The organism is Candidatus Hinthialibacter antarcticus (genome assembly GCA_030765645.1).
In the GTDB taxonomy this organism is placed as follows: Bacteria; Hinthialibacterota; Hinthialibacteria; order Hinthialibacterales; family Hinthialibacteraceae; genus Hinthialibacter; species Hinthialibacter antarcticus.
Window position 1 is genome coordinate 26,277 of record JAVCCE010000035.1, and the last position, 23,385, is coordinate 49,661.

The 23,385-nt window shown below is 47.7% G+C and carries 20 protein-coding genes and 1 tRNA gene; 14 read left to right on the top strand and 7 right to left on the bottom strand.

All coding sequences use genetic code 11. From position 1 onward, the window contains the following. Positions 1-26: 26 nt before the first annotated feature. Positions 27-1,343 carry a hypothetical protein gene (locus P9L94_08870; GenBank protein MDP8244178.1) on the bottom strand — a complete coding sequence of 439 codons (1,317 nt, stop codon included), beginning with the start codon at positions 1,341-1,343 and terminating at the stop codon, positions 27-29. Between the two features lie 418 nt (positions 1,344-1,761). On the opposite strand from P9L94_08870, the gene P9L94_08875 reads away from it, so the two are divergent. Together P9L94_08875 and P9L94_08880 are read left to right on the top strand one after the other, a co-directional pair. Then, positions 1,762-3,102, top strand: coding sequence for a cytochrome ubiquinol oxidase subunit I (locus P9L94_08875; GenBank protein MDP8244179.1), 1,341 nt, complete (start codon positions 1,762-1,764; stop codon positions 3,100-3,102). A 13-nt stretch (positions 3,103-3,115) separates the two neighbouring features. Continuing rightward, complete coding sequence (locus P9L94_08880) at positions 3,116-4,423, top strand: hypothetical protein (GenBank protein MDP8244180.1); 1,308 nt, start codon at positions 3,116-3,118, stop codon at positions 4,421-4,423. 51 nt (positions 4,424-4,474) lie between these two features. Here the strand turns inward: P9L94_08880 and P9L94_08885 are convergent, their stop codons facing one another. The 3 genes from P9L94_08885 to P9L94_08895 all read right to left on the bottom strand — a co-directional run bounded on the left by P9L94_08885 (position 4,475) and on the right by P9L94_08895 (position 7,010). Further along, entirely contained in the window at positions 4,475-4,843 is a 369-nt protein-coding gene (locus tag P9L94_08885) for a hypothetical protein (protein ID MDP8244181.1), read from the bottom strand. Positions 4,844-4,927: 84 nt separating this feature from the next. Continuing rightward, a complete protein-coding gene (locus tag P9L94_08890; GenBank protein ID MDP8244182.1) occupies positions 4,928-5,356 on the bottom strand; it encodes a response regulator in 429 nt (142 codons plus the stop codon). A 109-nt stretch (positions 5,357-5,465) separates the two neighbouring features. Beyond that, positions 5,466-7,010 carry a hypothetical protein gene (locus P9L94_08895; protein MDP8244183.1) on the bottom strand — a complete coding sequence of 515 codons (1,545 nt, stop codon included), beginning with the start codon at positions 7,008-7,010 and terminating at the stop codon, positions 5,466-5,468. 225 nt (positions 7,011-7,235) lie between these two features. Between P9L94_08895 and P9L94_08900 the strand changes: the two genes are divergently transcribed. From P9L94_08900 to istB, 5 genes are all read left to right on the top strand, one after another. Next, positions 7,236-8,657, top strand: coding sequence for a hypothetical protein (locus P9L94_08900; GenBank protein ID MDP8244184.1), 1,422 nt, complete (start codon positions 7,236-7,238; stop codon positions 8,655-8,657). A 62-nt stretch (positions 8,658-8,719) separates the two neighbouring features. Further along, positions 8,720-9,247 (top strand): sigma-70 family RNA polymerase sigma factor, encoded by a 528-nt coding sequence (locus P9L94_08905; GenBank protein ID MDP8244185.1) that lies wholly within the window; start codon positions 8,720-8,722, stop codon positions 9,245-9,247. 12 nt (positions 9,248-9,259) lie between these two features. Beyond that, on the top strand, positions 9,260-9,991 hold the full coding sequence (locus tag P9L94_08910) for a hypothetical protein (GenBank protein ID MDP8244186.1): 732 nt from the start codon (positions 9,260-9,262) through the stop codon (positions 9,989-9,991). Positions 9,992-10,075: 84 nt separating this feature from the next. Continuing rightward, the gene (locus P9L94_08915; protein MDP8244187.1) at positions 10,076-10,681 is read left to right on the top strand and encodes a prepilin-type N-terminal cleavage/methylation domain-containing protein; all 606 of its coding nucleotides are present in this window, start codon (positions 10,076-10,078) and stop codon (positions 10,679-10,681) included. A 311-nt stretch (positions 10,682-10,992) separates the two neighbouring features. Next, a complete protein-coding gene (gene istB, locus P9L94_08920; protein ID MDP8244188.1) occupies positions 10,993-11,664 on the top strand; it encodes an IS21-like element helper ATPase IstB in 672 nt (223 codons plus the stop codon). An 832-nt stretch (positions 11,665-12,496) separates the two neighbouring features. On the opposite strand, the gene P9L94_08925 is transcribed toward istB, so the two are convergent. From P9L94_08925 to P9L94_08935, 3 genes are all read right to left on the bottom strand, one after another. Continuing rightward, entirely contained in the window at positions 12,497-13,402 is a 906-nt protein-coding gene (locus P9L94_08925) for a dienelactone hydrolase family protein (protein ID MDP8244189.1), read from the bottom strand. Positions 13,403-13,613: 211 nt separating this feature from the next. Further along, on the bottom strand, positions 13,614-14,084 hold the full coding sequence (locus tag P9L94_08930; GenBank protein ID MDP8244190.1) for a hypothetical protein: 471 nt from the start codon (positions 14,082-14,084) through the stop codon (positions 13,614-13,616). Positions 14,085-14,166: 82 nt separating this feature from the next. Continuing rightward, a tRNA-Trp gene (locus P9L94_08935) sits at positions 14,167-14,239 on the bottom strand. A 307-nt stretch (positions 14,240-14,546) separates the two neighbouring features. Between P9L94_08935 and gatA the strand changes: the two genes are divergently transcribed. The 7 genes from gatA to gltX all read left to right on the top strand — a co-directional run bounded on the left by gatA (position 14,547) and on the right by gltX (position 23,384). Beyond that, positions 14,547-16,013 (top strand): Asp-tRNA(Asn)/Glu-tRNA(Gln) amidotransferase subunit GatA, encoded by a 1,467-nt coding sequence (gatA, locus tag P9L94_08940; GenBank protein MDP8244191.1) that lies wholly within the window; start codon positions 14,547-14,549, stop codon positions 16,011-16,013. 30 nt (positions 16,014-16,043) lie between these two features. Continuing rightward, entirely contained in the window at positions 16,044-16,988 is a 945-nt protein-coding gene (locus tag P9L94_08945; protein ID MDP8244192.1) for an RpiB/LacA/LacB family sugar-phosphate isomerase, read from the top strand. A gap of 477 nt (positions 16,989-17,465) precedes the next feature. Next, the gene (gene glyA, locus P9L94_08950; protein MDP8244193.1) at positions 17,466-18,746 is read left to right on the top strand and encodes a serine hydroxymethyltransferase; all 1,281 of its coding nucleotides are present in this window, start codon (positions 17,466-17,468) and stop codon (positions 18,744-18,746) included. Positions 18,747-18,764: 18 nt separating this feature from the next. Then, positions 18,765-19,244: a transcriptional regulator NrdR gene (nrdR, locus tag P9L94_08955; protein ID MDP8244194.1), complete on the top strand. Its 480-nt coding sequence runs from the start codon at positions 18,765-18,767 to the stop codon at positions 19,242-19,244. Positions 19,245-19,257: 13 nt separating this feature from the next. Next, a complete protein-coding gene (locus tag P9L94_08960) occupies positions 19,258-21,234 on the top strand; it encodes a DUF115 domain-containing protein (GenBank protein MDP8244195.1) in 1,977 nt (658 codons plus the stop codon). A gap of 102 nt (positions 21,235-21,336) precedes the next feature. Continuing rightward, positions 21,337-21,909, top strand: a complete 573-nt coding sequence (locus tag P9L94_08965; protein MDP8244196.1) for an STAS domain-containing protein — start codon at positions 21,337-21,339, stop codon at positions 21,907-21,909. Between the two features lie 26 nt (positions 21,910-21,935). After that, a complete protein-coding gene (gltX, locus tag P9L94_08970) occupies positions 21,936-23,384 on the top strand; it encodes a glutamate--tRNA ligase (protein ID MDP8244197.1) in 1,449 nt (482 codons plus the stop codon). Position 23,385: the final 1 nt, after the last annotated feature.

Genomic DNA, 23,385 nt, shown 5'->3' on the forward strand with positions numbered 1-23,385 from the left:
TCATAACTTGATTATTCACATACGCCTTAGTGAAGCATATATTGTTCGACTTCTGTTTTATCATTCGCCAGCGTGATTCCAAAGAAGCTAAGAATCGGGCTTGCGTGAGGAATGTTGTTCGGCATTTGAAGACCGGTCAATGTACGGTTTTCATCCAAACGATATTGCTTGCGAATGAGGATCAAGCCGCCCGGAGGTGAAGCGCCGTCATAACGCACCAAGTCAGGCCACAAACGATCACCGAGTGACGTTTCTTCCACTTCACCTGTGAAGATGCCAATATTGCGAACGCGGGGTCCCCACGGATTGTTTTCTACGCCTTCTGCGTTGCCTGGCGCGGCGTCTTCAAACTTGTAATACAGTTCGGTGACATCGCCGTTAGCAAGAAACGGGGCCAGATCAAACGAACGCAGAGCCAAGTTCGGCTGATAACCGTCCAGGTTGCCTGCAGGGGCCGTATAAACCTGATCTTCTGTGGCAGAGTTATACAATTCAGTGAAGTTCACATTGTCTGTTGAAATTGAGAACTTGACGTTGCCCCACATTTCAACCCACAAGGTCGCTTCGGTCAGGCCTTCTAACGAGCCGGGGTAACCATCCATGTAATAAGTGAAATAGTTATCGACGCCGTTGCAGTAGGTGTACTGGCCATAGTCATGATTGGCTTGTCCAACGCCTTCCCAGACATAAATCAAACCGTTGGGATCGCCTTCATAGGCTTTGTACTGCTGGACGATTTCTTCTGCATCGCCGCTGACGGGCGCCACCCATACTGGCGGTTCCCAGAACCAGTCGTTCACAATGCCGATTTCCATCCAGTCGCCTTCACCGTCAGCGTAAATCGGCTTGAAGTTATTCAGTTCCGTACGCGGATCGACCAATTCACCGGTATCAGGGTCCTGTTCCGGGCCCCATTGGGTCTCGTTGCCCGGCCAATTGCCGCTGCCCGACATCATGGCGAAGAAGGCGTATTTATAATTGCCTTCGGGCACTGCGATGATATTTCCAACAGGATAATAGACATCAAGTGCGCCGACCATTTCAGGCAACAAAAACTCAACTTCTCCGTCTGCCGTCAGGTTCACTTGTCCTGGAATGACGTCTTCAGGCAAAGTTGAAATTTGAATCCGCTGCGTTGTACCACTATCCAGCGTCCATGTCCCGCCAGATTCATGGCTGGTTGCAACGGCAGGCTCATCCGCAACATCATCATACCAACCATCAGCGTTTAAGTAATCCAATAAATCGACAGGCGTACAATCAAATGATTGCGCCTGTACTGAAGGCAACAGTAACAGCGCCGCTGCCCCAGCCAAGGTGAGTTTTCCAATCAATCTTTTCATCTACAACTCCTCCAGTTCAATTATGCCGCTTATTGGGCAAAATCCCCGGAAATCCATCTATTTCCCGAGTCTTACAACTACCTAACACACCAATTTTTTGTTTTCAATGGCCAAGTATCATATTCTCATAAATAATCACTTTTATTTATACCTAAAGCAAATCAATACAAATATTTACTCGATTGACATAATGACTTCTACATAATTAACTAAACAGGAAATTAAAGGACATTTGCTCATTAAATAATCTAGCCTGACATTCAATTAAGTACGACTAGAGAAAAGCGTCAGTTTTGTGTGAATCATTTGTTTTACCTGCTGTCCCTCTATTCATTGCGAGCATTGGTTTAGTATACTGAGTGTCAATCGCGGAAACGTGATCCCCCTGATCGACTTCATCAATAGAAAGGATTTCGCGATGCAATATCCGATTTGGGACGTCCCTATCCTCGGCGGCGGCATGGTGATTGCCATAATCGCCATTGTTCACGTCGTCGTCGCTCACTTTGCCGTCGGCGCTGGTCTCTTCACTGCTTGGGCTGAATGGCGGGCCTTGCGCACCAACGACCAGCTCATGTTGAAGTTCCTCAAAGATTTCAGCAAATACTTGATCTTGGGGCCATTCATATTCGGCGCACTGACTGGAGTCGCCATCTGGTTCTCGATTTCGCTCGTCAGTCCCGACGCCACTTCGGCGCTGATCCATCAATTCGTATGGGGATGGGCGACAGAATGGGTCTTCTTTCTTGTCGAGATCGTCGCGGGCTACGTGTATTACTACACTTGGGGAAAACTCAGCCCCGGTCGGCATAACATGGTCGGTTGGATCTACGCGATTTCAGCGTTTATGAGCCTGGTCATTATCAACGGGATATTGACGTTCATGCTGACCCCCGGCGCCTGGATCGAAACCCGTTTCTTCTGGGACGCTTTCTTGAATCCGACCTACTGGCCTTCGCTCGCGCTTCGCACCATCAGCGCCATGTCGCTAGTCGGTATTTTTGTCGCGATCATCGCCAATCTGGTTAAAGACTATACCCGCGAAGAACGCCACCACATCATCACCGCCGGCGGAAAGTGGTTGATTCCCATGGCGCTAATGGCCCCGGTTTCGGTATGGTATTTCATGTATGTCCCCGAAGCAGCGGTGCAGATGATTAGCGGCGGCGCCATCGCCATGACCATGTTTTTCATGTTTGGCGTGGCGGCCTCTACCCTGGTCGGGCTTTACGCCTATTTCGGGCTGGTATGGAACAAACGCTACGTCAATCTTGAGACGGCGATACTCCTGGGCATGATCGCCTTTATCGCGACTGGCGCGATGGAGTTCGTCCGCGAAGGAGTACGCAAGCCGTATATCATTTATGACTATATGTATTCCAACGGCATCCTGGTGGACGACGTTGAGCGCTTACAACAAGAAGGCACGCTCGCCTGGGCGCCGTGGACTCTAGTACGCCTGGGCGCTGACCCGGAAAACCTCAGTATTGAACAACGCGGCGAGGCTCTCTTTGCGGCGCAATGCAGCCGCTGCCACACTCTCGACGGCGTCAATGGCATCAAACCGCTCATTTTGAATTGGCCGGAAGATTCCATCCGCCATTCGCTCGAAAAACTACATATCGAACAATTATTTATGCCACCGTTTGTGGGGCCGGAAGAAGACCTCAAGGCCATGACTCAATATCTGTTAAACCTCCATCGCGAACAAGAAGCCGCGATGGGCCTGCGTTCCGCAACAAGCGAACGCAAATCATAAAGGAGAACGCGCCGTGAATGGATTGATTCCACCGACGGACCCGCTGGGCGTACCCTCGCCGACGATTATCTTTCAATCGTTAGGCTGGCTGACGCTGACGCTGCACTTTATTTTTATGAATTTCGTTCTAGGCGGAACCCTGATCGTCACCGTCAATGAATGGTTGTTCGGCGGGCGCCCCAACACTTCGCAAGCCAATTATTGGATGGTCAAAGTGATGCCCGTCGCCTTATCAATGGCGATTACCATGGGCGTGGCGCCGCTGTTGTTCGTCCAGGTGTTATATGGGCAGTTCTTTTATACCGCCAATATCATGATGGGCTGGGGCTGGATGGCGATTATCGGCCTGGTCATGCTCGGCTTCTACCTGCTTTACGTCATGATCGCCGTCCGGCCCGAAGACAAACGCGCTTCGCTGCTCACACGGTTGATTGTCCTGGTGAATCTGGCGCTGTTTCTCACCGTCGCCGCCATCTTCACCAACAACGCCATGCTGGTTGAACACCCTGACCTGTGGAAAGCCATCCACGCAGGCGAGCGTAGTTTCATCGTTGGCACGGCGGAATTCTGGACGCGCTACTTACACAACGTGACTGGCGCCATCGCCATCGCCGGGCTGTGGGCTGCGGGCATCGCCCGTTTTCAATTGCGCTACCACTCCTCAAAAGCCGAAGCCGCAGCATGGATGTATAAGAACGGCCTGCTTTGGGGCAAGACAGGGACATTTCTGGCGATCATTATCGGTTTTGGCTACCTGGGCATGTTAGGCGGCGACCGCATGAAAGCCTTTATGGGCAACGGCCTCCTGTTTGTTGGCTGGACGGTCGGCGTATTGACCGCGTTCGCGTCGCTGGGCTTTTTGATTGTCGCCTTCATTAAACGCGACCAACCCAAATTCTATTGGGGCGCAGTGTTGACCGCGTTCCTGACGCTATTCGGTATGGTGATGGGGCGCGACTTGGTGCGCTCGATTTCGCTTGCCCAGTATTATGAATTCGCCGACCTGACCCCGAACTACGAATGGACCAGCCTGATACTTTTCCTGGCGACGTTCGTGATCGGCCTGTTGACGCTGGCCTATATGATGCGCCTGCTGTGGACCATCCCCGGCGAACCGCAACTCGCCGCAGCGACGCCAACCGACTCGCCGCCTGCTGATGCTCCTGAACTAACGATTTCGGTTTCCGTTGAAACCAAAACGCCGGAGGCGACGCAACCCGCAGAAGAACCGCTTGAACCGGAAACACCGAAAGAGCCAGAGGAAACAGTGGAGATAGTGGAACCAGAGCCGCCGGAAGACGAAACAAAACCGCAGCAATAAATTCAACTCATTGAAACGCAAACGGGGCGGTCAATCGACCGCCCCGTGGTTTTATTGAAGGTTCTTGATTTTCTGGATTATACTTTTCCCCATGCTAATGATTTCTTCCGTTTTTGAACGAAGTTCCGTCATATCAACATAGGGATTTGGAAATCTTGGATTGGGCTCGTAATCTGCCTGTTTACGCGCATCAGACATCCGTTTAATTCCATAATGGGTAGAAACTGATTTTATTTCGAACCAATCCAAAATCTTTTTGTGTATATTGGATGTACTATATTTAAATGATGGATCAATCTCATTTATTTTATCAATCGCAATGTGGAATACAGCATAATATGCCCGACTGATAGATGTTCTCAGTTCTGCTTCATTAGAAGAATCCTTAACTAGCTGCTCGGAAAGAAAAATAAAGTTCATCCGGTAAGTGAGTACCTACCTTGATGGATGGCCATTTTTTGGATTCAGAAACGGGCTCCGGCATTTCAAAAATGGACAACCCAATCAGGTATGGGTGGAACTCTGGGAGCGCCTGTGCATAAGGGCTTGAAAGCCCGCACTGAAGCAAGCAGAGTTGTACCCATGCCTGATACAGCGAAAGATCAAGAATTCACGAAAAAGCGTCAACAAAACGCAATTCAATTTGTGATAAAGTACCCAAATACCGGAAGAACCATAAAAAATAGGAGAGAAAGAGAAGTCGCTATTCCACGTTTTTTCTAAAAGTTGTGCGCCATCGGCGCCATTCACGAACAAATCTAATATCAATAGATCGGGTTTCAGGCGTTGAATGTTTTCTTCGGCGTCTTCCACGGTTAATGCGCTGCCGCACAGCGAAAGATGAGTTAACGAAGAAATCGTTTTTTTCACGCCTTCGATGACAATCGGCTGGTCGTCACAGATGAATATCCGTTTGGCGCCTAATTCTGACATTTGGGCTCGCTAGAAAATAAAATAGAAGCTTGGCTGATGAAATTTACATCAGATAGGCTTGTAGTGTTTAATTACTAGACGAATTATCGGAGCCGGTTCGGTCAGAAAATTAATACAAATGATAATTTTTCGCGTTAGAGGTTGAAATATACTCCAATTGGTGGACTATATTATGACTAACTTTATCAATGAAGTAAACTTCTGGGTATCCATCACGGTCAATGTCAGCAATTGCACTTGCATTATCTTGAAGATATGGCATCGAAAGTTTGCTAAGCAGTGTTAAGTCAGAGTTGTATATACAAACACATTGTTGACCAAATTCGATGATTTCTAATATTACGTCAGGGCTGCCGTTGCCATCCATGTCGGAAATGCCAGTCATTTCTACTCTAGCATTATCATCATCGGATACGTTTACAGAACCCTGAAGCCCATCAAACAAGTCATAGCGTTGAAGCACAGGCTCTTCTTGATATATCGCAAACAACTGCTCATCGCCATCTGATATGACTGCATTCATAAACGATTTTCCTTCTTCGGCATGGTGCTCTGCGACAATTTCTCCGCTCTCAAAATTATAAACGTGAATGGCCCCTGTTGAGGTCGAATCCCAAATTCTGATGTAATCGTCCCATGAGACGCCATATAACGTTCCGTTTTTGCTCTTCGTAATCATCCCGCGGCCTGACATTAACTCACCGCGTTTGTTGTACCACTCAAGGGTCAGTGGAGGTTGATTTGGGTCGCTGTCATCAAACTTGAGACAAAAGTCATACGCTTCATTATCTTTCACCGTCATGCCGGCGAAGGTCTCACTGACGTTTATATAGTTTCCGTTCTCGTCCAATATCGGCACACCGTCTACTTTTATCCAATTGTCTGGCGTTAGAGGAACAAAGAAAAAGCGAGTACTCCCATCCTGCTGACGAACAAATGTTGGAAATGGTGGAGGCGTCGCTGTATGAAACTGGGCCTGTAATTCTTCTGTCTCAATATCCCAGATATTCAATGAACGGGGTTTATAGTCTGAATGCCCAGCCGATGATCGCGAGATGAATTTCCATTTCCCTGATGGGCTTTGAAATGCGAAAAGTCCATTTTCGGCGCCGTTCCAGATTTCGTCGCCGTCAACATCTTGAATCGGCAAGCCCTCAAAATGGGTGAGAACGCTTTGTTTGGCAGGTGAAACAATTTGAAAAACGGGCCGCTGGTTCGCTCGGTTACCTATTGAACAAAAAACTTCCATACCTTCAATGTCGTCATAATTGAATAGTTGAGTGATAAGGAACACCTCATCGCCTGTTCCAGAGATTTCACTTGGCTGAACAAGAGGGACGCTCAGTGTTTCATTCATCATTGGGTCAAAAACAACTAGAGATAATCGCTCTGGGTTAACGCCAATAATTTGTTGCGTCTCTGAACCTAAAACGTCCCCTACCAACAACTCATCATCAAAAGAGATATTAAGTTCAAAAGACGTAACAGAAATCTGTTCTGAAATAGACGTTTGAATGGGGCTGTCGAAATGAAACGTCCCCAGTTCATTTCCCCACCAATACCCCCAATCTTGAGCGAAGACGGAGCTGGTTTGGATTAAACAAACGGTTGAAAATAGCAGTAGGGGACAATAAAAACGCTGGTAGAGTAACATGATGAAAATTCTCCCTTGCTAAATTGTAATTCTAAATCAAGATTTGCGGTTGACTATAACAATAAACTAAGTGATTTGAAGTGCGACCGCGCTTTATGACCGAAAAAATGAGTCATGAACGTCATTTAATGGACGTAAGTTATAGTATGCTTTATCCTGATTGATATAATGAAAAGTATAACTTTTCGAATCGTTTTTTTTTGTCGCTTGTGTCGAGAGATTAATTTGATTTGTCGATTTTCCGCCATCGTCTTTTTTATTATTGCCCAACCCGTTTTTGCGCAATGGGCGCATCAATACGCCGACATTCAATCAACAAATTTTATTACATTACCAGAAACGGCCAGCCGCGCAATCAACATCCCATTAATCGACAGTTTTGAAACGCAGCATTTCTATTCATCCTTGCTCAGCGGCGATGTGGATGGCGATCATGTTAACGAGTTGGTCGCGTTATCAAATGATCAAAAAAATTTAGCCATCGTCGATTTTTTTGAACGCAAAAAGATTGTCGTCCCATTTCAAGATGATATTACTGAAATCAACCTCTTATTCTTGACCGATTTTGATGAAGACGGCGCACAGGATATCGTATTCCAATCGTCAAAAGAACCGGATATTCATTTCATTATTTATTCACCCAAACAAGAGACAACGCTATTCGAGTATAATTACCGCGCTCCACAAATCGGCGCAGTCTCTTCAACGTCTCGTTTAACCACATGTACTCCAATTGCCTTCATTGACGCTAACTTTGATCGTCAAAAAGAAATTATCACTCTGAAATCATTCACTGATGATAGAACGATACTGACGATGATTTCTAGCCGGACTACAGAAGAGCAAATACTTCTAGAGACAAACCGAATTGACGACTCATCTCTCGTGATGACGAGTGTTGGCGGTTTTGAAGAAACCTACATCATTTTCTCTACTTTAATAAACGGTGTCACAAACCTTAACGCGTATATAATTGAAAAAAACTCTCAAGAAGCGCTTTTGCTTTGGAGCAAGCCTCTCAGGCCGAATGATTCGGTTTCTAGAATTGCGGCTTCAAACGGAGACCTGGAAGAACCTGTGGTTTATGTCGGAATTAATTCAGACGATCCTGACCAGGAGCGCTTTTTTAGTAAAATAAACCTGTTAACCGGTGAAGAAGAACAAACCTTCAGCATTGATCGATGGGACTGTATTGACCTGGCAGCAGGAGATTTCGACGGGAATGGCCTCGCTGAAGCCACATTGCTTACAACGGATTCTAACTTGCGACGACTTGATTTTGAGATGAATTCAAGTCGTATTTTTACTATCAATGATACTCATCATTACATTGGTGGAATTGAGTTGCTAAACAGTAATCGGGGGATTGAGCATTGTATTGTGCAGAACAACCTCAACGGCTTTGAATTGGTGATGCTCAATTATGATTTTAGTCCCATTTTTCTAAATTCCAGCGTTTTGATTCGAGGCAACAAAATTAGCCGGGGAATTTTGGGAGATTTTGACGGGAACCATCTTGGAGAGATTGTTATTTCTTCTCAAAGTGAGAATGGAAGCCGCATAAACCGCGTCTACTTTGCAGACCCGTTGCTTCCTCCATTTCCACTTGGCCCCATCACCACGATTGAAGGATGGGAGATATACTAAAAATGACCGAATTTTAAAACTGACGCGTCTTTTTATTAGATGTGCATTTTAAGTTAAAATCCATGGATTATCATTATTCAACCAACGGCTCTGAAACGGAGTTGAGGCGAATCATACGCGAGTTTCAGGCTCCGTTAACGCGGTTTGTTCACTTTTTAGTTAAAAATACCGACGATATCGATGATATCGTACATGGTACGTTTGTGAAACTCTGGAAGGAAACAGCCGTAAAGAAAAAAAATATTGACAATATTAAAGCGTTTTTATATCGAGTCGCGCGCAATCACGCTATAGACGTGCTGCGAAAAGACCGGGTTAGAAAGATATTTTCATCCCAGGAATCATCCGCCACCAATTCATATACTCCTCTTGACGCTCTATATTCATCTGAAACCGAGTCGACTCTAGCGAACGCAATGAACCAACTATCATACAAAGAGCGCGAGATTCTTGCCTTAATTTATGTTGAAAATATGAAGATGCATGAAGCGGCAAAAGTATTAAATATTGGCGAAGAAGCAGTCAGCAGCAGGCTTCGACGGGCAAGAACCAGTTTGAAATCAAAACTTCCTGAATCGTTTCAGATGTAGTGGAAAACTATTATGTCAAAACCATCAAATGACTTAAACGACGCACTCAAAGAGACCCTGAGTCGCACCAATTTGTACAAAAGCAGCAATCCCTCGTTAGAAAACCGGGTCATTGAATCCATTCGTCAATACCAGGTTCAAAGACGACGTGTTCGAAAGACGTTGAGCCTTTGTACATGCGTCATTCTCATCGCTGTTATCACATGGACCTATGCAATATTTAACTCCGGAAAACCGATCACCATCATTGATGGCCCGGGTTTAGTTCTTCTTAATTCTAAACCGGTTCAGATTGACGCCGAACTATATTCTATGAGCGTAGGTTCAAAACTAAATACTCAGACGAACCAGGTTCTGGTTCGTCTAAGCGACGACGAACAGATTATCTTAAACCGCGAAACAACGATCTCGTTAATTGAAAAGCATACCGTTCAGATAGACATGGGCCAGATTCGCTATCGAAATAAATCATCTAACCATCAAACGGTTTTTATGGTTCCCAATGGTTCAATTACTCCACTGGGCACAGAATTCGATCTGCTGGTGTCTCCACAACACATTGAATTGATATTGCTCGAAGGTGAAGCGGAAATTCAAATTGGTTCTCAACGCGATCTGTTACAGTCAGGGCAAAAAATTCAAATTAAGGACGACTCAAGTCAGGTTGAGTTTATTAATGCGCAGACGCCTGAATGGTGGAACATCAATAATGACAAACCCTGGACTGACTATTTAAAAGAATGAATTGACTTTCTATTGACTCTATCCATAAAATATTCCACAATCCATCATATACTTCTATAATGATTTTGTATTTTGGATAGTCGGATGGAGCCTGCCTCAAAAGCAACATTAGAAAGCCATCAAGTATTGCGAGGGTTTTCGTTATTGGAATTATTGGTCGTAACTGCGATTTTAATGATTCTTGGTTCGATATCTGCATTTAATTTTCAAAACGCTCTCGTTCAGACAAAAGTTTCAGCCGTCTATACAAAGTCACAACAAATTTCAACCGAATACTTTCTATTTCAAGCCGAGACCAGTGTGTCACCGGTATTACCGCAAGGCGTCATCCTCAATGGACATGACATTTACGTTAAAAATCAAACCAATGATTTGGCGAATATGTTGCGGTTTCGATTTGTCGAGCGTTTACCTTTAAATAGCCTGATTGACCCTTTTTTCTCACGAGAGGCTGATTGCCGTCACTTTCTTGGCATCGAAGCGCAAAAATTGAATTCATTGTTTCCATTTGAAGAAGCCCAAACAAATTGTTTAGTTATTGTCAGCAAGGGGCCGGATGGAGAGATTGCGCAAATTTCATCAATATTTGACTATGATGGAATGATTTATGACCCGACGAATGGGGTCACCAGTAACGGTGATATTTTTCGATTGGCGCCCCACAATATCAATCCTACCTTCATTTATTAATTTTTTCTCGCCATATCTTGACCGATTCTTTTATGAATTCGTCCAATAAGTACTTAAACTTCTCGATCATAGGCTCCCTGTTCCATGTACGATACGGAACTTATCTCTCATGAGAGAGGATCGATACGATTGATTTAACATTACAAATTGAAGGGCGGGAGCATCTCAAGCCGGTGCAAGTGGAGCCTCCGAATTTGAACGCATATCAAACGATGCTGAAAGGGGGAGCCTCATGAACCAAGCCTCGCTTCTCCTTCAGCATTACCTCAAGCAATTGAAACTGCCCGCTTTCCTGCGCGACTATCAAGCGATTGGCGGAACAATGCCGGGCGGACCGTTCGGATTATCCCATATATCTGCCTCGCCTGGCCGAACGGGAGACCATCGAACGAGAGCAACGAGCGGCGGAGCGCCGGATCAAAGCCGCTCGATTTCCGGTGATCAAAACCTTGGACGCGTTTGATTTCAACGCTCAGCCTTCGATCAATGAATCCCTGGTTCGAGAATTGATCCCGGGAGACTATATCGATAACCGGGAAAATGTTCTTCTGGTGGGCAACCCGGGAACCGGCAAGACTCATATCGCGTGCGCGTTGGGTTTTTCCGCTTGTCAGCAGGGCCGCAAGGTCTGTTTCTTCACCGTGACGAGTTTGGCGACTCAACTCCTGGAGCGCCGGGAAGAAAAATCGCTGGAGAAATTCCACAAACAATTGGAGCGTTTCGATCTCTTGATTCTGGATGAATTGGGATACGTCCCATTCTCGAAAACCGGAGCCGAACTCTTGTTTGATGTGGCGAGCCGGGCCTATGAACGAACCAGTCTGATGGTGACCACCAACCTTCCTTTCGAAGAATGGCCCGAAGTCATGGGAAGCGAACGTCTCACGGGCGCTCTTCTCGACCGCCTGACCCACCGCGTTCATATTCTGGAGGCGAATGGGGAGAGTTTTCGGTTGCAGGAATCCAAAAAACGATTCAAGTAGAAGCCGTCTTCTCAACAGAAAAAGTAATCGAACTCCACTTTACGAAACCATTAAAAGCCCGTCGCAACTCCAGTCGGCCTACGGCCTCCTTCCGATGCGTCGGGCTTTCTTCTCTTGATTCTTTATCTAATATTCCTTACCGTATATTCACCGCGATTTTCGACCGCCACAACCGCAATTTTCAACCGCCGTTAGTAGACAAAGAAGCAACCGCAGACCATCAGTTTTCTGGAGTTCATTTTTTAGAGATTCAAATCCGTAGATTGAAAAAATACTGGAAATTACTGAGAGTCTTGAGCCCGTGATTAAATGCTTGCGCAGCGTATCTCCCACATTTCCGTTTTTTTTATTATCGAGTAGCATGCTTTGCATAAGAACCTTGCTCTCTAAATAGATTTAATTGAAATTGAATGTGAGATTTTTATTGGATCCTACACCTCACCCCTGACAACCACTGTCACCCAATCTTCACAACCCAATCCAACAACCATTCAAAACCATCTGCTGAATTTCACATCATTAATCACGTAATTCCCGTATTGTTGTAAATTTTATGAGCGAGTGCAAGGCTTAGCCGTTTTAATTATTTGACTTGAATGGATTGGATGAGCGAAATAAACGGGGAATTGTTATGGGTACTGTGGCGTTTGTTAATAAAATGCGTGATGATTTGACTTAAAACGGAATTAAGTCACCAAAAATCCAACTTTTCGTCCATTTGATGACTATGTGATGACACCATGTTTTAGAGGGGTTTCGTAAGTGAAGGGAAACAGGCGCGGCAGGAATTGAACCCGCAACGCCTATTCAATTTAAGTTCGGTCGCAATTTTTTATCGCAGATGTTTGTTGAAAAATTCGATGGTGCGCGTCCAGGCCAGTTCCGCCATTTCTTCGTTATAGCGCCCGGTTGAATCATTGTGGAAGCCGTGATTTGAATTCTCATACTGATACATAACGTAGTCAACTTTGTTCGCTTTTAAATCTTGTTCATATTCAGGCCAAGCGCCGTTGACGCGGTTGTCTAACTCCGCCAGTTGAATCATCATCGCGGCGCGGATGTTCTTTCGGATCTCTTTCGCGGCGGGCGTTCCGTAAAAGGGGACGCCTGCGCTTAATTGGTCGCCAAGCGTTGCTGCCAACATGTTCACGATGTAACCGCCGAAGCAGAAACCGACTGCGCCGAGTTTTCCATTACTCGATTCATGCGACTTGATGAACTTGGCGGCGGCGATGAAGTCTTGCTCGATTTTGGCGCGGTCAAGAGAACCCTGCATGCTGCGGCCCTCGTCGTCGTTGCCAGGGTATCCACCCACCGGGTGAAGCGCGTCTGGCGCGAAAGCGATGAACCCCGCTTTGGCGACGCGGCGGGCGACGTCTTTAACGTAGGGGTTGAGGCCGCGGTTTTCGTGGATGACCAACACGGCTGGAATCTTGCCTTCGATCTTTGCGGGCGTGACCAGATAGCCTCGTCCTTCGCCATGCCCGTTCGGTGATTCAAACGTCGCATACTTTGCCACAATGTCGGGGTCGTTAAACGAAACTTGTTCGGCGAGCGCATAATTGGGCATCAATACTGGCAGCAGCATATTCATGGTGAAGCCAGCGGCGGCCAGCGTCCCCAGGCGGTCCATGAATGTGCGGCGGTCGATGATTCCGTGGGCGTATTCGTCGTACCAATCAAACGCTTCTTGTGGAATGGGGTGATGAGCGGGTTTTTGCTTCATTGTTTCTGACATCGTATTCTCCTGTCTTAAATTTCAAAATGGATAAAAAATGGATAACGCTGTCTGAGAAGCCCAGGTGTGTTTTGAAAAAGGAATTTCGTAACGAATGCGAGTTCAGAGGAGATTGTATTTGTGAAGTGTAAAATCTATGACAAATAAAGTCAATAAAATTAAGAAATAAAATATTGAAAGTTCTTTTGAGACGATATGCCCGCGCCGTTGGTTATTCACCGGGTTGGGCGGTAGGGGTCGGTAATAACAGTTCCACTTTGTCAATATAATCTTTAAATTCTTGTACTGATTTAAAGCGATTGGTGCTTACAACATCTATTTTCTTCTGTAATTCTGTGATTCGATTAGTTAGTAATTCAAGGCCTTTTTCAAAACCAACTTTCTGAATATTTGTTAATTCAATTAAACGTTCTCTTTCTTCTTTCAACTTCTGAATTTCCATTTCGTACAATTCTTTTTGCGCCTTAATATTTTCCAACGCTTTTGGGAAAGTTGTTAACTCTAAAATTTGCTTTTGTTGGTCAAAAGACTCTTGGAGTATTTTGATGAGTTCGTCTTTTAGAGCGATTTGTTGATTAGGGAAATAGAGAACTGCTGCGAGTGCAAAACCGCCGATTGCGATAAGAGCGACAATAGTCGGTGCCCAGCGGTGTAACCAATCATATTTGTTTTTGTTCGCCATAGCATTTCCGGTACTGCTATGTATATGCGATGAATTTTTTTAAGATTGAATCCGTCGCGTTCGTAAGTCGAGAGGAATCATACAGGCGTGGCAGGAATTGAACCCGCAACCTACTGATTTGGAGTCAGTCGCTCTGCCAATTGAGCTACACGCCTATAGATGTGCGCTAAAACTATAACCCGCCGCCGCCAATCGTCAATCCCTTACATGCGTACGCATTGACAGAAGTACGCCGCAACGAATTAATATAGGCCTCAAATTCAAGATTATTACAGAGTGGATCGCGTTGGAATTGCCGGATAGAAAAAGGTCGATTCTGGTGGTGTAAGAACCCACCCTACATAAGCCGCTCCTTCTCCCAGGGGGAGAAGGGATTCTGTTTTGACTCTGCTTACCGTCAACCTCATTTTTCGAGAAGGCGACGGTTGACATGGCAATTTTGGTAAATAATTGGAAAAACACATGACTGAACCGTATCAACTGACCGCCTGGCAGGCGGCGGAACTGCTGCAATCAAAAGAACTTTCGGCGCGGGAACTGACGGCGTCCGTCTATCAACGCATCGACTCGGTCGAAGCAAAGGTAAACGCCTACCAAACCCTGTTGCGTGAACAGGCGGAACAGCGGGCGGATGAGATTGATGCAAAACGGACGAAAGGCGAGGCGCTCTCTCCCTGGGCGGGCGTTCCGATTGCGTTAAAAGACAACCTCTGTATGCAGGGCAGCCCTACGACCTGCTCGTCGAAAATACTGCAAGAGTTTACGCCTCCATACGACGCAACCGTGATTACAAAGATGCTCGACGCTGGTTTGATCCCTGTTGGTAAAACCAACATGGATGAATTCGCGATGGGCTCCTCGACGGAAAATTCCGCATTCGGGCGGACATCAAACCCCTGGGATTTAGACTACGTCCCGGGCGGTTCCAGCGGCGGTTCGACGGCTTGCGTCAGCGCGGACGAAACCATACTTAGCATCGGTTCTGACACGGGCGGTTCGATTCGCCAGCCAGCGGCGTTTTGTTCGGTTACGGGGCTGAAGCCTACATACGGACGAGTGTCACGATATGGGCTGGTTGCATTTGCGTCGTCGCTCGATCAAATCGGGCCGATCACCAAAGACGCGCGCGACGCGGCGATACTTCTCAAGATTATTTCCGGGCTTGACCGGATGGATTCAACGTCCATCGATACGCCCGTGCCGGATTATCCCGCCGCATTAACGGGAGACGTGAAGCGAATGCGAATTGGCGTTCCCAAAGAATATTTTCCCAAGGGTATGAACGCTGAAATCAAGAACGCCGTCGATGAAGCCATCAAAGTGTACGAAGGCCTTGGCGCTGAGATCAAAGAGATTTCCTTACCGCATACCGAATACGCTATCGCGACGTATTACATCGTCTGCACGGCGGAGGCGTCCAGCAACCTGGCGCGCTATGACGGGGTTGTGTACGGTCATCGCGAAGGCCAGCAGGACAACATCGTTGAGATGTATAAAAAGATGCGCAGCGAAGGTTTCGGCCCCGAAGTCAAACGGCGAATCATGCTGGGGACGTATGTCCTTAGCGCGGGATTCTTCGACGCGTATTACCGCAAGGCGCAAAAAGTGCGGACGCTGATGAAGCGAGATTTTGAGAACGCATTCGAAGAAGTGGATGCGGTGATTTGTCCTGCAACGCCGTCGCCTCCGTTTAAAGCGGGCGAGAAGACGACCGACCCGCTTGAGATGTATCTTTCAGATGTGTTCACCGCGCCGACCAACCTGGCTGGTTTGCCGGGCATGGTGATTCCAGGCGGATTCAGCAAGGACAATCTCCCCATCGGGCTGCAGATCATCGGGCCGGTGCTGAGTGAAGAACGCGTGTTAAACTTAGGGCACGCGTTTCAACTGGCGACCGACCATCACACCAAAAAGCCGCCGTTGGCTTAAATAATTTGCAACGGCTGAAAGCGGGAATTCATGTCAGACCGTCCATTATTGATTAACGTGATTTGCACGGGCAACAGCTGCCGCAGCCCGATTGCTGAGGCGCTGCTCAAAAAAGCCGTCGAGCAGCAAATCGATGACGCTGTCGAGGTTGTGTCCAGCGGCGTATCCGCCGTCGATGGGATGCCTGCTTCGGAGGGCGCCTTGCAGATGTGCGCAAAGCGTGAAGTTTCGTTGGACGGTTTTCATTCCAGCCTGTTGACTGCCGAAATGGCTGCCGACGCCGACCTCTTATTGGTGATGGAGCAATACCACCGCGAATTTATTGAAGAGATGTTTCCGCAAGACGCTGACAAGGTGCGTTTGCTGGGGCAATTTTTATATCCCGACGGCCCCTTGGAAATTCCCGATCCAGTCGGCGGCGACGAGACGCTGTTCGAGAGCGTTACGCAAATGATCGAAATATCGATTCAGAATATGATGCGAGATTGGGAGTTCGTCAAACAGCGTTTTTATGATTCAAAGCAGTTTGTTGTTGCGTTGGGTTCTGACCATCGCGGTTTCAAAGTAAAAAATGAATTGCGCGAACGCCTGACGAAAAACGGATACCTGGTCATCGACAGCGGTACGGACGATGAGAAGTCGTGCGATCATCCTGATTATGCAATCCGGGTGTCAGAACTGGTTGCGCTGGGCCGCGCTGACCGGGGCATTTTGATTTGCGGTTCTGCGCATGGAATGGTGATTACCGCCAACAAAGTGCCCGGCGTCAGGGCGGTGTTGCCGTTGAATGAAGAACACGCGGAGAAATCCCGCGAGCATAACAACGCCAACGTAATTACCTTCGGCGCCGATTGGCAGGAAGCCGACGATATTTTTGCCATGGTAGACCGCTGGCTGGCCAAAGAGTTTCTCGGCGGAAAATACCAGCGGCGTATCAACATCATTTCCGACTACGAACGCGGCGTGGGGCAGTAAATACAGAGGCAATGTCGTTGACTTAAGGGCACCCAAGCCTTTGTCAGTGTCATTGCGAGGAGGCCGCAGGCCGACGCGGCAATCTCACGCATCGAAAACCGAGATTGCTTCGCTTTGCTCGCAATGACACTGATTATACGTGGAGCGAAATCTCGTAATTTGGTGAAATTTTTATACCAAAGGTTCGGGTACGTCTCTCTTCGCTTCGGTGCGGGCTTATTGCCCTTTTTGCACAGGCGTTCATAGAGACGCCCCCAAACCTTTGAACTTCTAACAATGCTATTCTTTTCGGTCTCCAAAATTTTTGATTGCATTCACAAAATCCAGATTTTCTTGTCTTAATGTGCTGGACGGCACTGTGTTTTGATTTATGATGATATACAATATATTGTGGTATTTTGTGTATTTCTAATTCTAAATCCAGACGAACGTACGTAGTCGGGGAGTCTGGGCGACTACACCAATAGGAGTATCGCCATGCTCGAGAATTTACGCAGCACCGATCCAGAAGTGTTTAGTTCCATTCTGGATGAAGCAAACCGTCAGCACTCAAAACTCGAACTCATCGCATCTGAGAATTTCACTTCTGAAGCCGTGATGGAAGCCATGGGCACGCCGTTAACCAATAAGTACGCCGAAGGCTATCCAGGCAAGCGCTACTATGGCGGGTGCGAACATGTTGACGTCGTTGAAACTCTGGCGATTGAACGCGCCAAGAAATTATTCAATGCAGAACATGCCAATGTGCAGCCGCACTCCGGCTCCGGCGCGAACTTGGCGTCGTATTTTGCGCTGGTCGCGCCCGGCAGCAAAATCATGGGGCTTGATCTTGCGCAAGGCGGCCACTTGACCCACGGCAGCCCGGTCAACTTTTCGGGCAACCTCTACGAATTTCACTCGTACGGCGTGAGTAAAGAAACCGAACAGATCGACCTCGACGAGTTTCGTAAACAAGTTGAGGAAGTCAAACCCGCATTGGTGGTGTTTGGCGCGTCTGCGTATTCGCGTACGTTAGACTTTGCGGCAATGGCCGAGATTGCCCGTTCCGTTGGCGCAAAGACGATGGCGGACATCGCCCATATCGCCGGGCTAGTTGCGGTGGGATTGCACCCAAGCCCCGTCGAGCATTGCGACGTAGTGACGACGACCACTCACAAAACATTGCGCGGGCCGCGCGGCGGTATGATCTTATGCAAAGAGCAATATAAGAAAGATATTAACAAGCAAATCTTCCCCGGCAGCCAGGGCGGGCCGTTGATGCACGTCATTGCGGCGAAAGCGGTGGCGTTTCATGAAGCCTTGAAGCCTTCGTTCAAAGAATATCAACAACGCATTCTTAACAATGCCAAAGCAATGGAAGAGGCTTTTAAAGAACGCAACATCCGCTTGATTGCAGGCGGGACAGACACGCACTTGCTCTTGTTGGACGTCAGTCACAACGGGCTTACCGGTAAGGCGTCTGAACATGCGTTGGATAGCGCTTGGTTGACCTGCAACAAGAACATGATTCCGTATGATAAAGAGAAGCCTTTCGTCACCAGCGGCATTCGCTTAGGAACGCCGGCGTTGACCTCGCGCGGTATGGGCGTTGAAGAAATGAAGACCGTCGCCAATTGTATCGCGGACATTCTCGAATCAAAACTGGATGAGACGGTCATCAAAAACGTCCAAGGGAAAGTCAAGGAATTGACCCAGGCGTTTCCCTTGTATCCCCAATGGATTTCTTTAGTGGAACAGCATCAAGCTGTGTCTGCATAACGATAAAGGATTGCATCTGTGAAGTGTCCCTATTGCGGCCTTGATGATGACAAAGTGGTTGACTCGCGTTCGATGGCGGGCGGGATGAGTATTCGCCGCCGTCGCGAATGCAATAAATGCGAGCGGCGCTTTACGACCTATGAACGACTGGAAGAGATTCCCGTCCGTGTAATTAAACGCAACCACGGGCGGGAAGATTTTAACCGAAAAAAAGTGGAGCAGTCGATTCGTATCGCGTGTCAGAAACGTCCTGTGTCAGAAGAGCAGATTCAAGACGTGACTGACCGCATCGAAGGCAAAATTCACACCATGAGCGACCGCGAGATTGAAACCTCGGTGATTGGCGAAGAGGTCATGCGGGAACTGCGCGATCTCGACCAAGTCGCGTATGTGCGGTTTGCGTCGGTGTATCGCGATTTTAAAACCGTGAATGAATTTTTCTCTGAACTGTCTTATATGATGAAACAAGACGACGCGGGCGCTTCGCAAAAAACGTAAAAAGACGGGTTCTATGGCGAACTTTTTCCAGGACAACATTAAACTGCTTCATGACTATCAACCGGATTTAGCTGTTCGTCTTGGGAACCACGTACCATCACTCAATCTGGAACTATTTGATACCTCAAGCGGCGCACCGTCGTTGCGAATTCACCATGATAAAAACGGGCAAACGACGTTGCTGCACAGCAGCCGCGATCCGTTGCAGGAAGCGCAGCGCTGGGCGGCGAATGTTACCATTGAATCGCCGTTTCATTTAATGGTTCTTGGATGCGGGTTGATGCACCATGTGTTTCAGCTGGTGCAAATCTGCAAAAAAACGCTCAGCCAAATCGTAATTATTGAAGACGATATTGATGTTGTTCACGCTGCCTTTACCGCCATTGATCTCTCGCCCTATCTATTGACCAAGTCGGTCTATTTTTTTGTTCAGCCAACACCGACTGAAATCCGAAGCCATTTCAACGCAAACCTGACGCAATACAGCCTCAATGGACTGTCGCTCATTCGGCACCAGGCTTCGTGTGACCGCAATCCCGCTTATTACAATCAAGTCGCGACCATTGTGCACGAATCAATGCAAGGCGGCGAAATTTTACTGCGAACCAAAGTGCAAATTGGCGCGATGATTCAGGAAAATATCATTCGCAATTTTCCTGTGATGTTGAAATCGCCGAATGTTTCCACATTGAGAGATCTTTTCGCGGGGAAGCCATGTTACATTATCGGCGCCGGGCCGTCGCTCGATCAGGATATAGAATCCATTAAACAGATCGGCGTCAATGCAGTAATCATTGCCGTTGATACCGCCTATAAAGCGCTGTGCGCAGCAGGGACGCCGCCTCACATTGTTGTTTCAACCGACCCGACAGCGTTGAATGCCAAACACTTTGAGGGCGTGACGGATTTAGGCTCGACCACACTGGTGTATTCACCCAGTTTGTATCATGAAGCCGCCGCGCAATTGCAAGGAACAAAAGTCACTATCCCAATGACATCGTCTAAACTGTTGGCGACGCTGCCGGAACTGTCTCAAGGCGCGGCGGATGTGAAAATTGGCACCAACGTCGGGCAGACCTGTTTTTATCTCGCCCGATATATGGGGTGCGCCCCAATTATTTTGATTGGCCTCGATTTTTCATTCCCCAAAGAAGGCGGGACAACTCACTTCAACCAAGCAGCATTCAACCGGAAAATCGAGATCGCTGAAACGCCGGGAAAAATGCGGGTTGAGTTGATTGGCGACAAACCGGAGTGGGAAGAATTTGATCCAATCTTTGTCCCATCGAATGCGGGCGGAGAAGCGGCGACCAGCAAGTTTTGGTTAGCGTATTTGCGTTCGCTCGAAGAAGAAATCAAATCGACCACCCAGGATGTGATTAATTGCTCTGCCACCGGCGCGAAGGTAGAAGGCGCGTTGTTCCAGCCTCTATCGCAAGTGATTGAACAATTTTCACCGGGCGGCGGAGGCGCTGATCCCAGCGGCGCCAGCGAGACTCACAACACGCTAGCGTTGACGGTCGGGTTTTTCTTTGGCGACCACTCCGCGCAAGGGCTCGACGTTTTGAATATGGCGATGCAGATATTGCAACTGGCGCTTCAACACGCTGGAGAGGGGCTGCAGAAAGCGCAGGAACTCGATGCTGAATTAAACGCGCAAGAGCCAAGAAACGAAAAAATTGCAGATTTGTTGCAGCAGATTCATGCCTGTCATACGGCAGCCGTGCAAGAGCAAAAATTGTATGTTGTGCTCGACGAAGCGGCTGATCAGGTTCTCGCGCCGTTTTTGCGATTGCAGAATCGTCCTCGTCAGAACGCGAGTGAACTCGACAATGCGAGGCGAAGCGCTGACCGGTATATTGCCTATTTTACAGGGATATTGGATGTTGCTGGGCGATTTCAAACTGTGATTGAAGAAACAATTCGCGCAATGGGGGCGCCGCCCTCTGATCCATTTTCTGACTTCACGCCGCCTTCTGAATCGTTCTAGAGCGTTTGACAAAATACCAAGGATAGATTTTATTTTAAACATTTATCTTCGTATATGTTTAATCATTTACTATAATGATCGAATTACTTGTGGAGCCAATTGATGCGGATTACGCGCCGTGAACAAGACCAAATTCAAATCATCGAAATGTCCGGCGATCTCGGAAAGAATGATTCGAACACGCTAAAAAGCCTGCTTGAACAACTGGTCGAATCATCCCGTCATTTCATCATACTAGACATAGAACAAGTGCGTTTTATTGATAGCGCGATGGTGTTAGTCATGCTACGGATGAAGCGTGAAGCGCTCGCGGCAGGCGGCAGCATAAAACTGTTGCGTCCCCGTGCAAGCGTCAAGCGTTTTTTGAGCATCGGCCAAGTGCTGCAATTATTTGAATGTTTTGAAACCAAGATCGAAGCCATTCGTTCATTTGATAACCTTAAGCGGGACGAAAAATTAAAAAAACAAGGATTAGACATTAGAAATCCCCGTAAAACAGCGGCTTCCATCCAACAAAAAGTTTTAATGCAACTGCTCGAAATCTTGGCCCAAAAAGGCTATCTCGAAAACGAAGCCTTCATGCAAGAACTTTATCGTTCCTCCAATGAAGTGTTAGATGTATACCGGAAAGAATTAGAGGAACGGCACATCGACTCCAACGTCCAGCCTTCCTAAACCACCAATGCAAGGAAAGAATTTTGATGACTTCACAACCGGTCATTCGCGTCCGTTTTGCGCCTAGCCCGACGGGCAATCCACATGTCGGCAACTTTCGTACTGCGCTGTATAACTATTTGTATGCGCGCAACAAAGGCGGCCTGTTTTTGCTGCGCGTTGAAGACACCGACAAAGAGCGCTCGAAAGATGAATATGTGGACGCGATTCTTGAAAGTTTAAACTGGATGGGACTGCCGATTGATGAGCCGCCCGTTTTCCAAAGCAAGAACGCCAAGCGGCATCAAGACGAAGCGCTGCGCATGATTGAAGAGGGCAATGCCTACCGCTGCCGTTGTTCGTCGGAACGCATTGACCAAATGCGCCAGGAGCAACAGGCCGCCGGACAGACGGCGCGCTATGACGGCCTCTGCCGCGAGGCGAACCACCCCGATGATGGAACGCCGTTTTGCGTACGTTTGAAAGTTCCTTCCGTTGGCGTTACCCAAATCCATGACATGGTGCGGGGAGAGATCGTCAAGCAGAATGAAGACATGGACGATTTAGTATTGCTGCGTACCGACGGTGCGCCGACCTACAACCTTGCGGTTGTGGTTGATGACTTCGATATGCAAATTACTCATGTGATGCGCGGCGACGATCATATTAACAATACGCTTCGCCAGGTTGTGATTGGAACGCTGCTGGGCTATCCGACGCCGCAGTTTATTCACTTGCCGCAAATCTTAGGGCCGGACAAAACCAGGCTCTCCAAACGGCACGGCGCCGCCGGGGTGTTGGAGTATCGCGAGCAGGGTTACTTGCCTGAGGCGCTGGTCAATTATCTGGCGCGTTTGGGTTGGGGACACGGCGATCAGGAATATTTCACGCCCAATGAGTTGGTTAAATTGTTTGGCGTCGAAAATTTGAACAAGTCGGCAGCCGTGTTTGACGCCAAAAAACTGGAGTGGCTCAATGGCGAGCATATCCGTCAACTCACACCGGAAGATTTTATCACTCGCTTTAAAACATTCGCAGCCGTGAAGAGTTATCTGCCGATGGAATTTATTACGGCAGAAGAGAACGACGCTTTATTCAAAGGCATCGCCGAAGCGGTCCAAGAGCGTTCGCACACCTTGGAAGAAACCTGGGAGAAAATTCAATTTCTTTTCAATGACGAGTTAGAGTTTCCTGAAAAGGAATCGAAGAAATTCTTCACGTCCGAAGCGATGGCGGGCTTGGGCGACCTCGCGAAGTTCGCTGCCTCGTATCCCGACGCGCCGCCCAACAAAGAAGCGTGGGAAGCAGAGTTTGGCCGTATCATGGAAACCCGCGACCTGAAAATGAAAGTGTTGGCGCAGGCGGTGCGGATCGGGTTGACGGGGTCGGTGGTTAGTCCGCCGATCTTTAATGTGTTGGAACTACTTGGATGTGAAAAAATCGCTGCCCGTTTGAACCGCGCCGTTCAATACGCGGAAACCATGGAGAGTGAATAGC

What these genes read in the sequence shown, in the direction of transcription:
- P9L94_08870 (MDP8244178.1), bottom strand. Translation starts at nt 1,343, where the DNA reads ATGAAAAGATTGATTGGAAAACTCACCTTGGCTGGGGCAGCGGCGCTG.
- P9L94_08875 (MDP8244179.1), top strand. Translation starts at nt 1,762, where the DNA reads ATGCAATATCCGATTTGGGACGTCCCTATCCTCGGCGGCGGCATGGTG.
- P9L94_08885 (MDP8244181.1), bottom strand. Translation starts at nt 4,843, where the DNA reads ATGAACTTTATTTTTCTTTCCGAGCAGCTAGTTAAGGATTCTTCTAAT.
- P9L94_08890 (MDP8244182.1), bottom strand. Translation starts at nt 5,356, where the DNA reads ATGTCAGAATTAGGCGCCAAACGGATATTCATCTGTGACGACCAGCCG.
- P9L94_08895 (MDP8244183.1), bottom strand. Translation starts at nt 7,010, where the DNA reads ATGTTACTCTACCAGCGTTTTTATTGTCCCCTACTGCTATTTTCAACC.
- P9L94_08905 (MDP8244185.1), top strand. Translation starts at nt 8,720, where the DNA reads ATGGATTATCATTATTCAACCAACGGCTCTGAAACGGAGTTGAGGCGA.
- P9L94_08910 (MDP8244186.1), top strand. Translation starts at nt 9,260, where the DNA reads ATGTCAAAACCATCAAATGACTTAAACGACGCACTCAAAGAGACCCTG.
- P9L94_08915 (MDP8244187.1), top strand. Translation starts at nt 10,076, where the DNA reads ATGGAGCCTGCCTCAAAAGCAACATTAGAAAGCCATCAAGTATTGCGA.
- P9L94_08925 (MDP8244189.1), bottom strand. Translation starts at nt 13,402, where the DNA reads ATGTCAGAAACAATGAAGCAAAAACCCGCTCATCACCCCATTCCACAA.
- P9L94_08930 (MDP8244190.1), bottom strand. Translation starts at nt 14,084, where the DNA reads ATGGCGAACAAAAACAAATATGATTGGTTACACCGCTGGGCACCGACT.
- gatA (MDP8244191.1), top strand. Translation starts at nt 14,547, where the DNA reads ATGACTGAACCGTATCAACTGACCGCCTGGCAGGCGGCGGAACTGCTG.
- P9L94_08945 (MDP8244192.1), top strand. Translation starts at nt 16,044, where the DNA reads ATGTCAGACCGTCCATTATTGATTAACGTGATTTGCACGGGCAACAGC.
- glyA (MDP8244193.1), top strand. Translation starts at nt 17,466, where the DNA reads ATGCTCGAGAATTTACGCAGCACCGATCCAGAAGTGTTTAGTTCCATT.
- P9L94_08960 (MDP8244195.1), top strand. Translation starts at nt 19,258, where the DNA reads ATGGCGAACTTTTTCCAGGACAACATTAAACTGCTTCATGACTATCAA.
- P9L94_08965 (MDP8244196.1), top strand. Translation starts at nt 21,337, where the DNA reads ATGCGGATTACGCGCCGTGAACAAGACCAAATTCAAATCATCGAAATG.
- gltX (MDP8244197.1), top strand. Translation starts at nt 21,936, where the DNA reads ATGACTTCACAACCGGTCATTCGCGTCCGTTTTGCGCCTAGCCCGACG.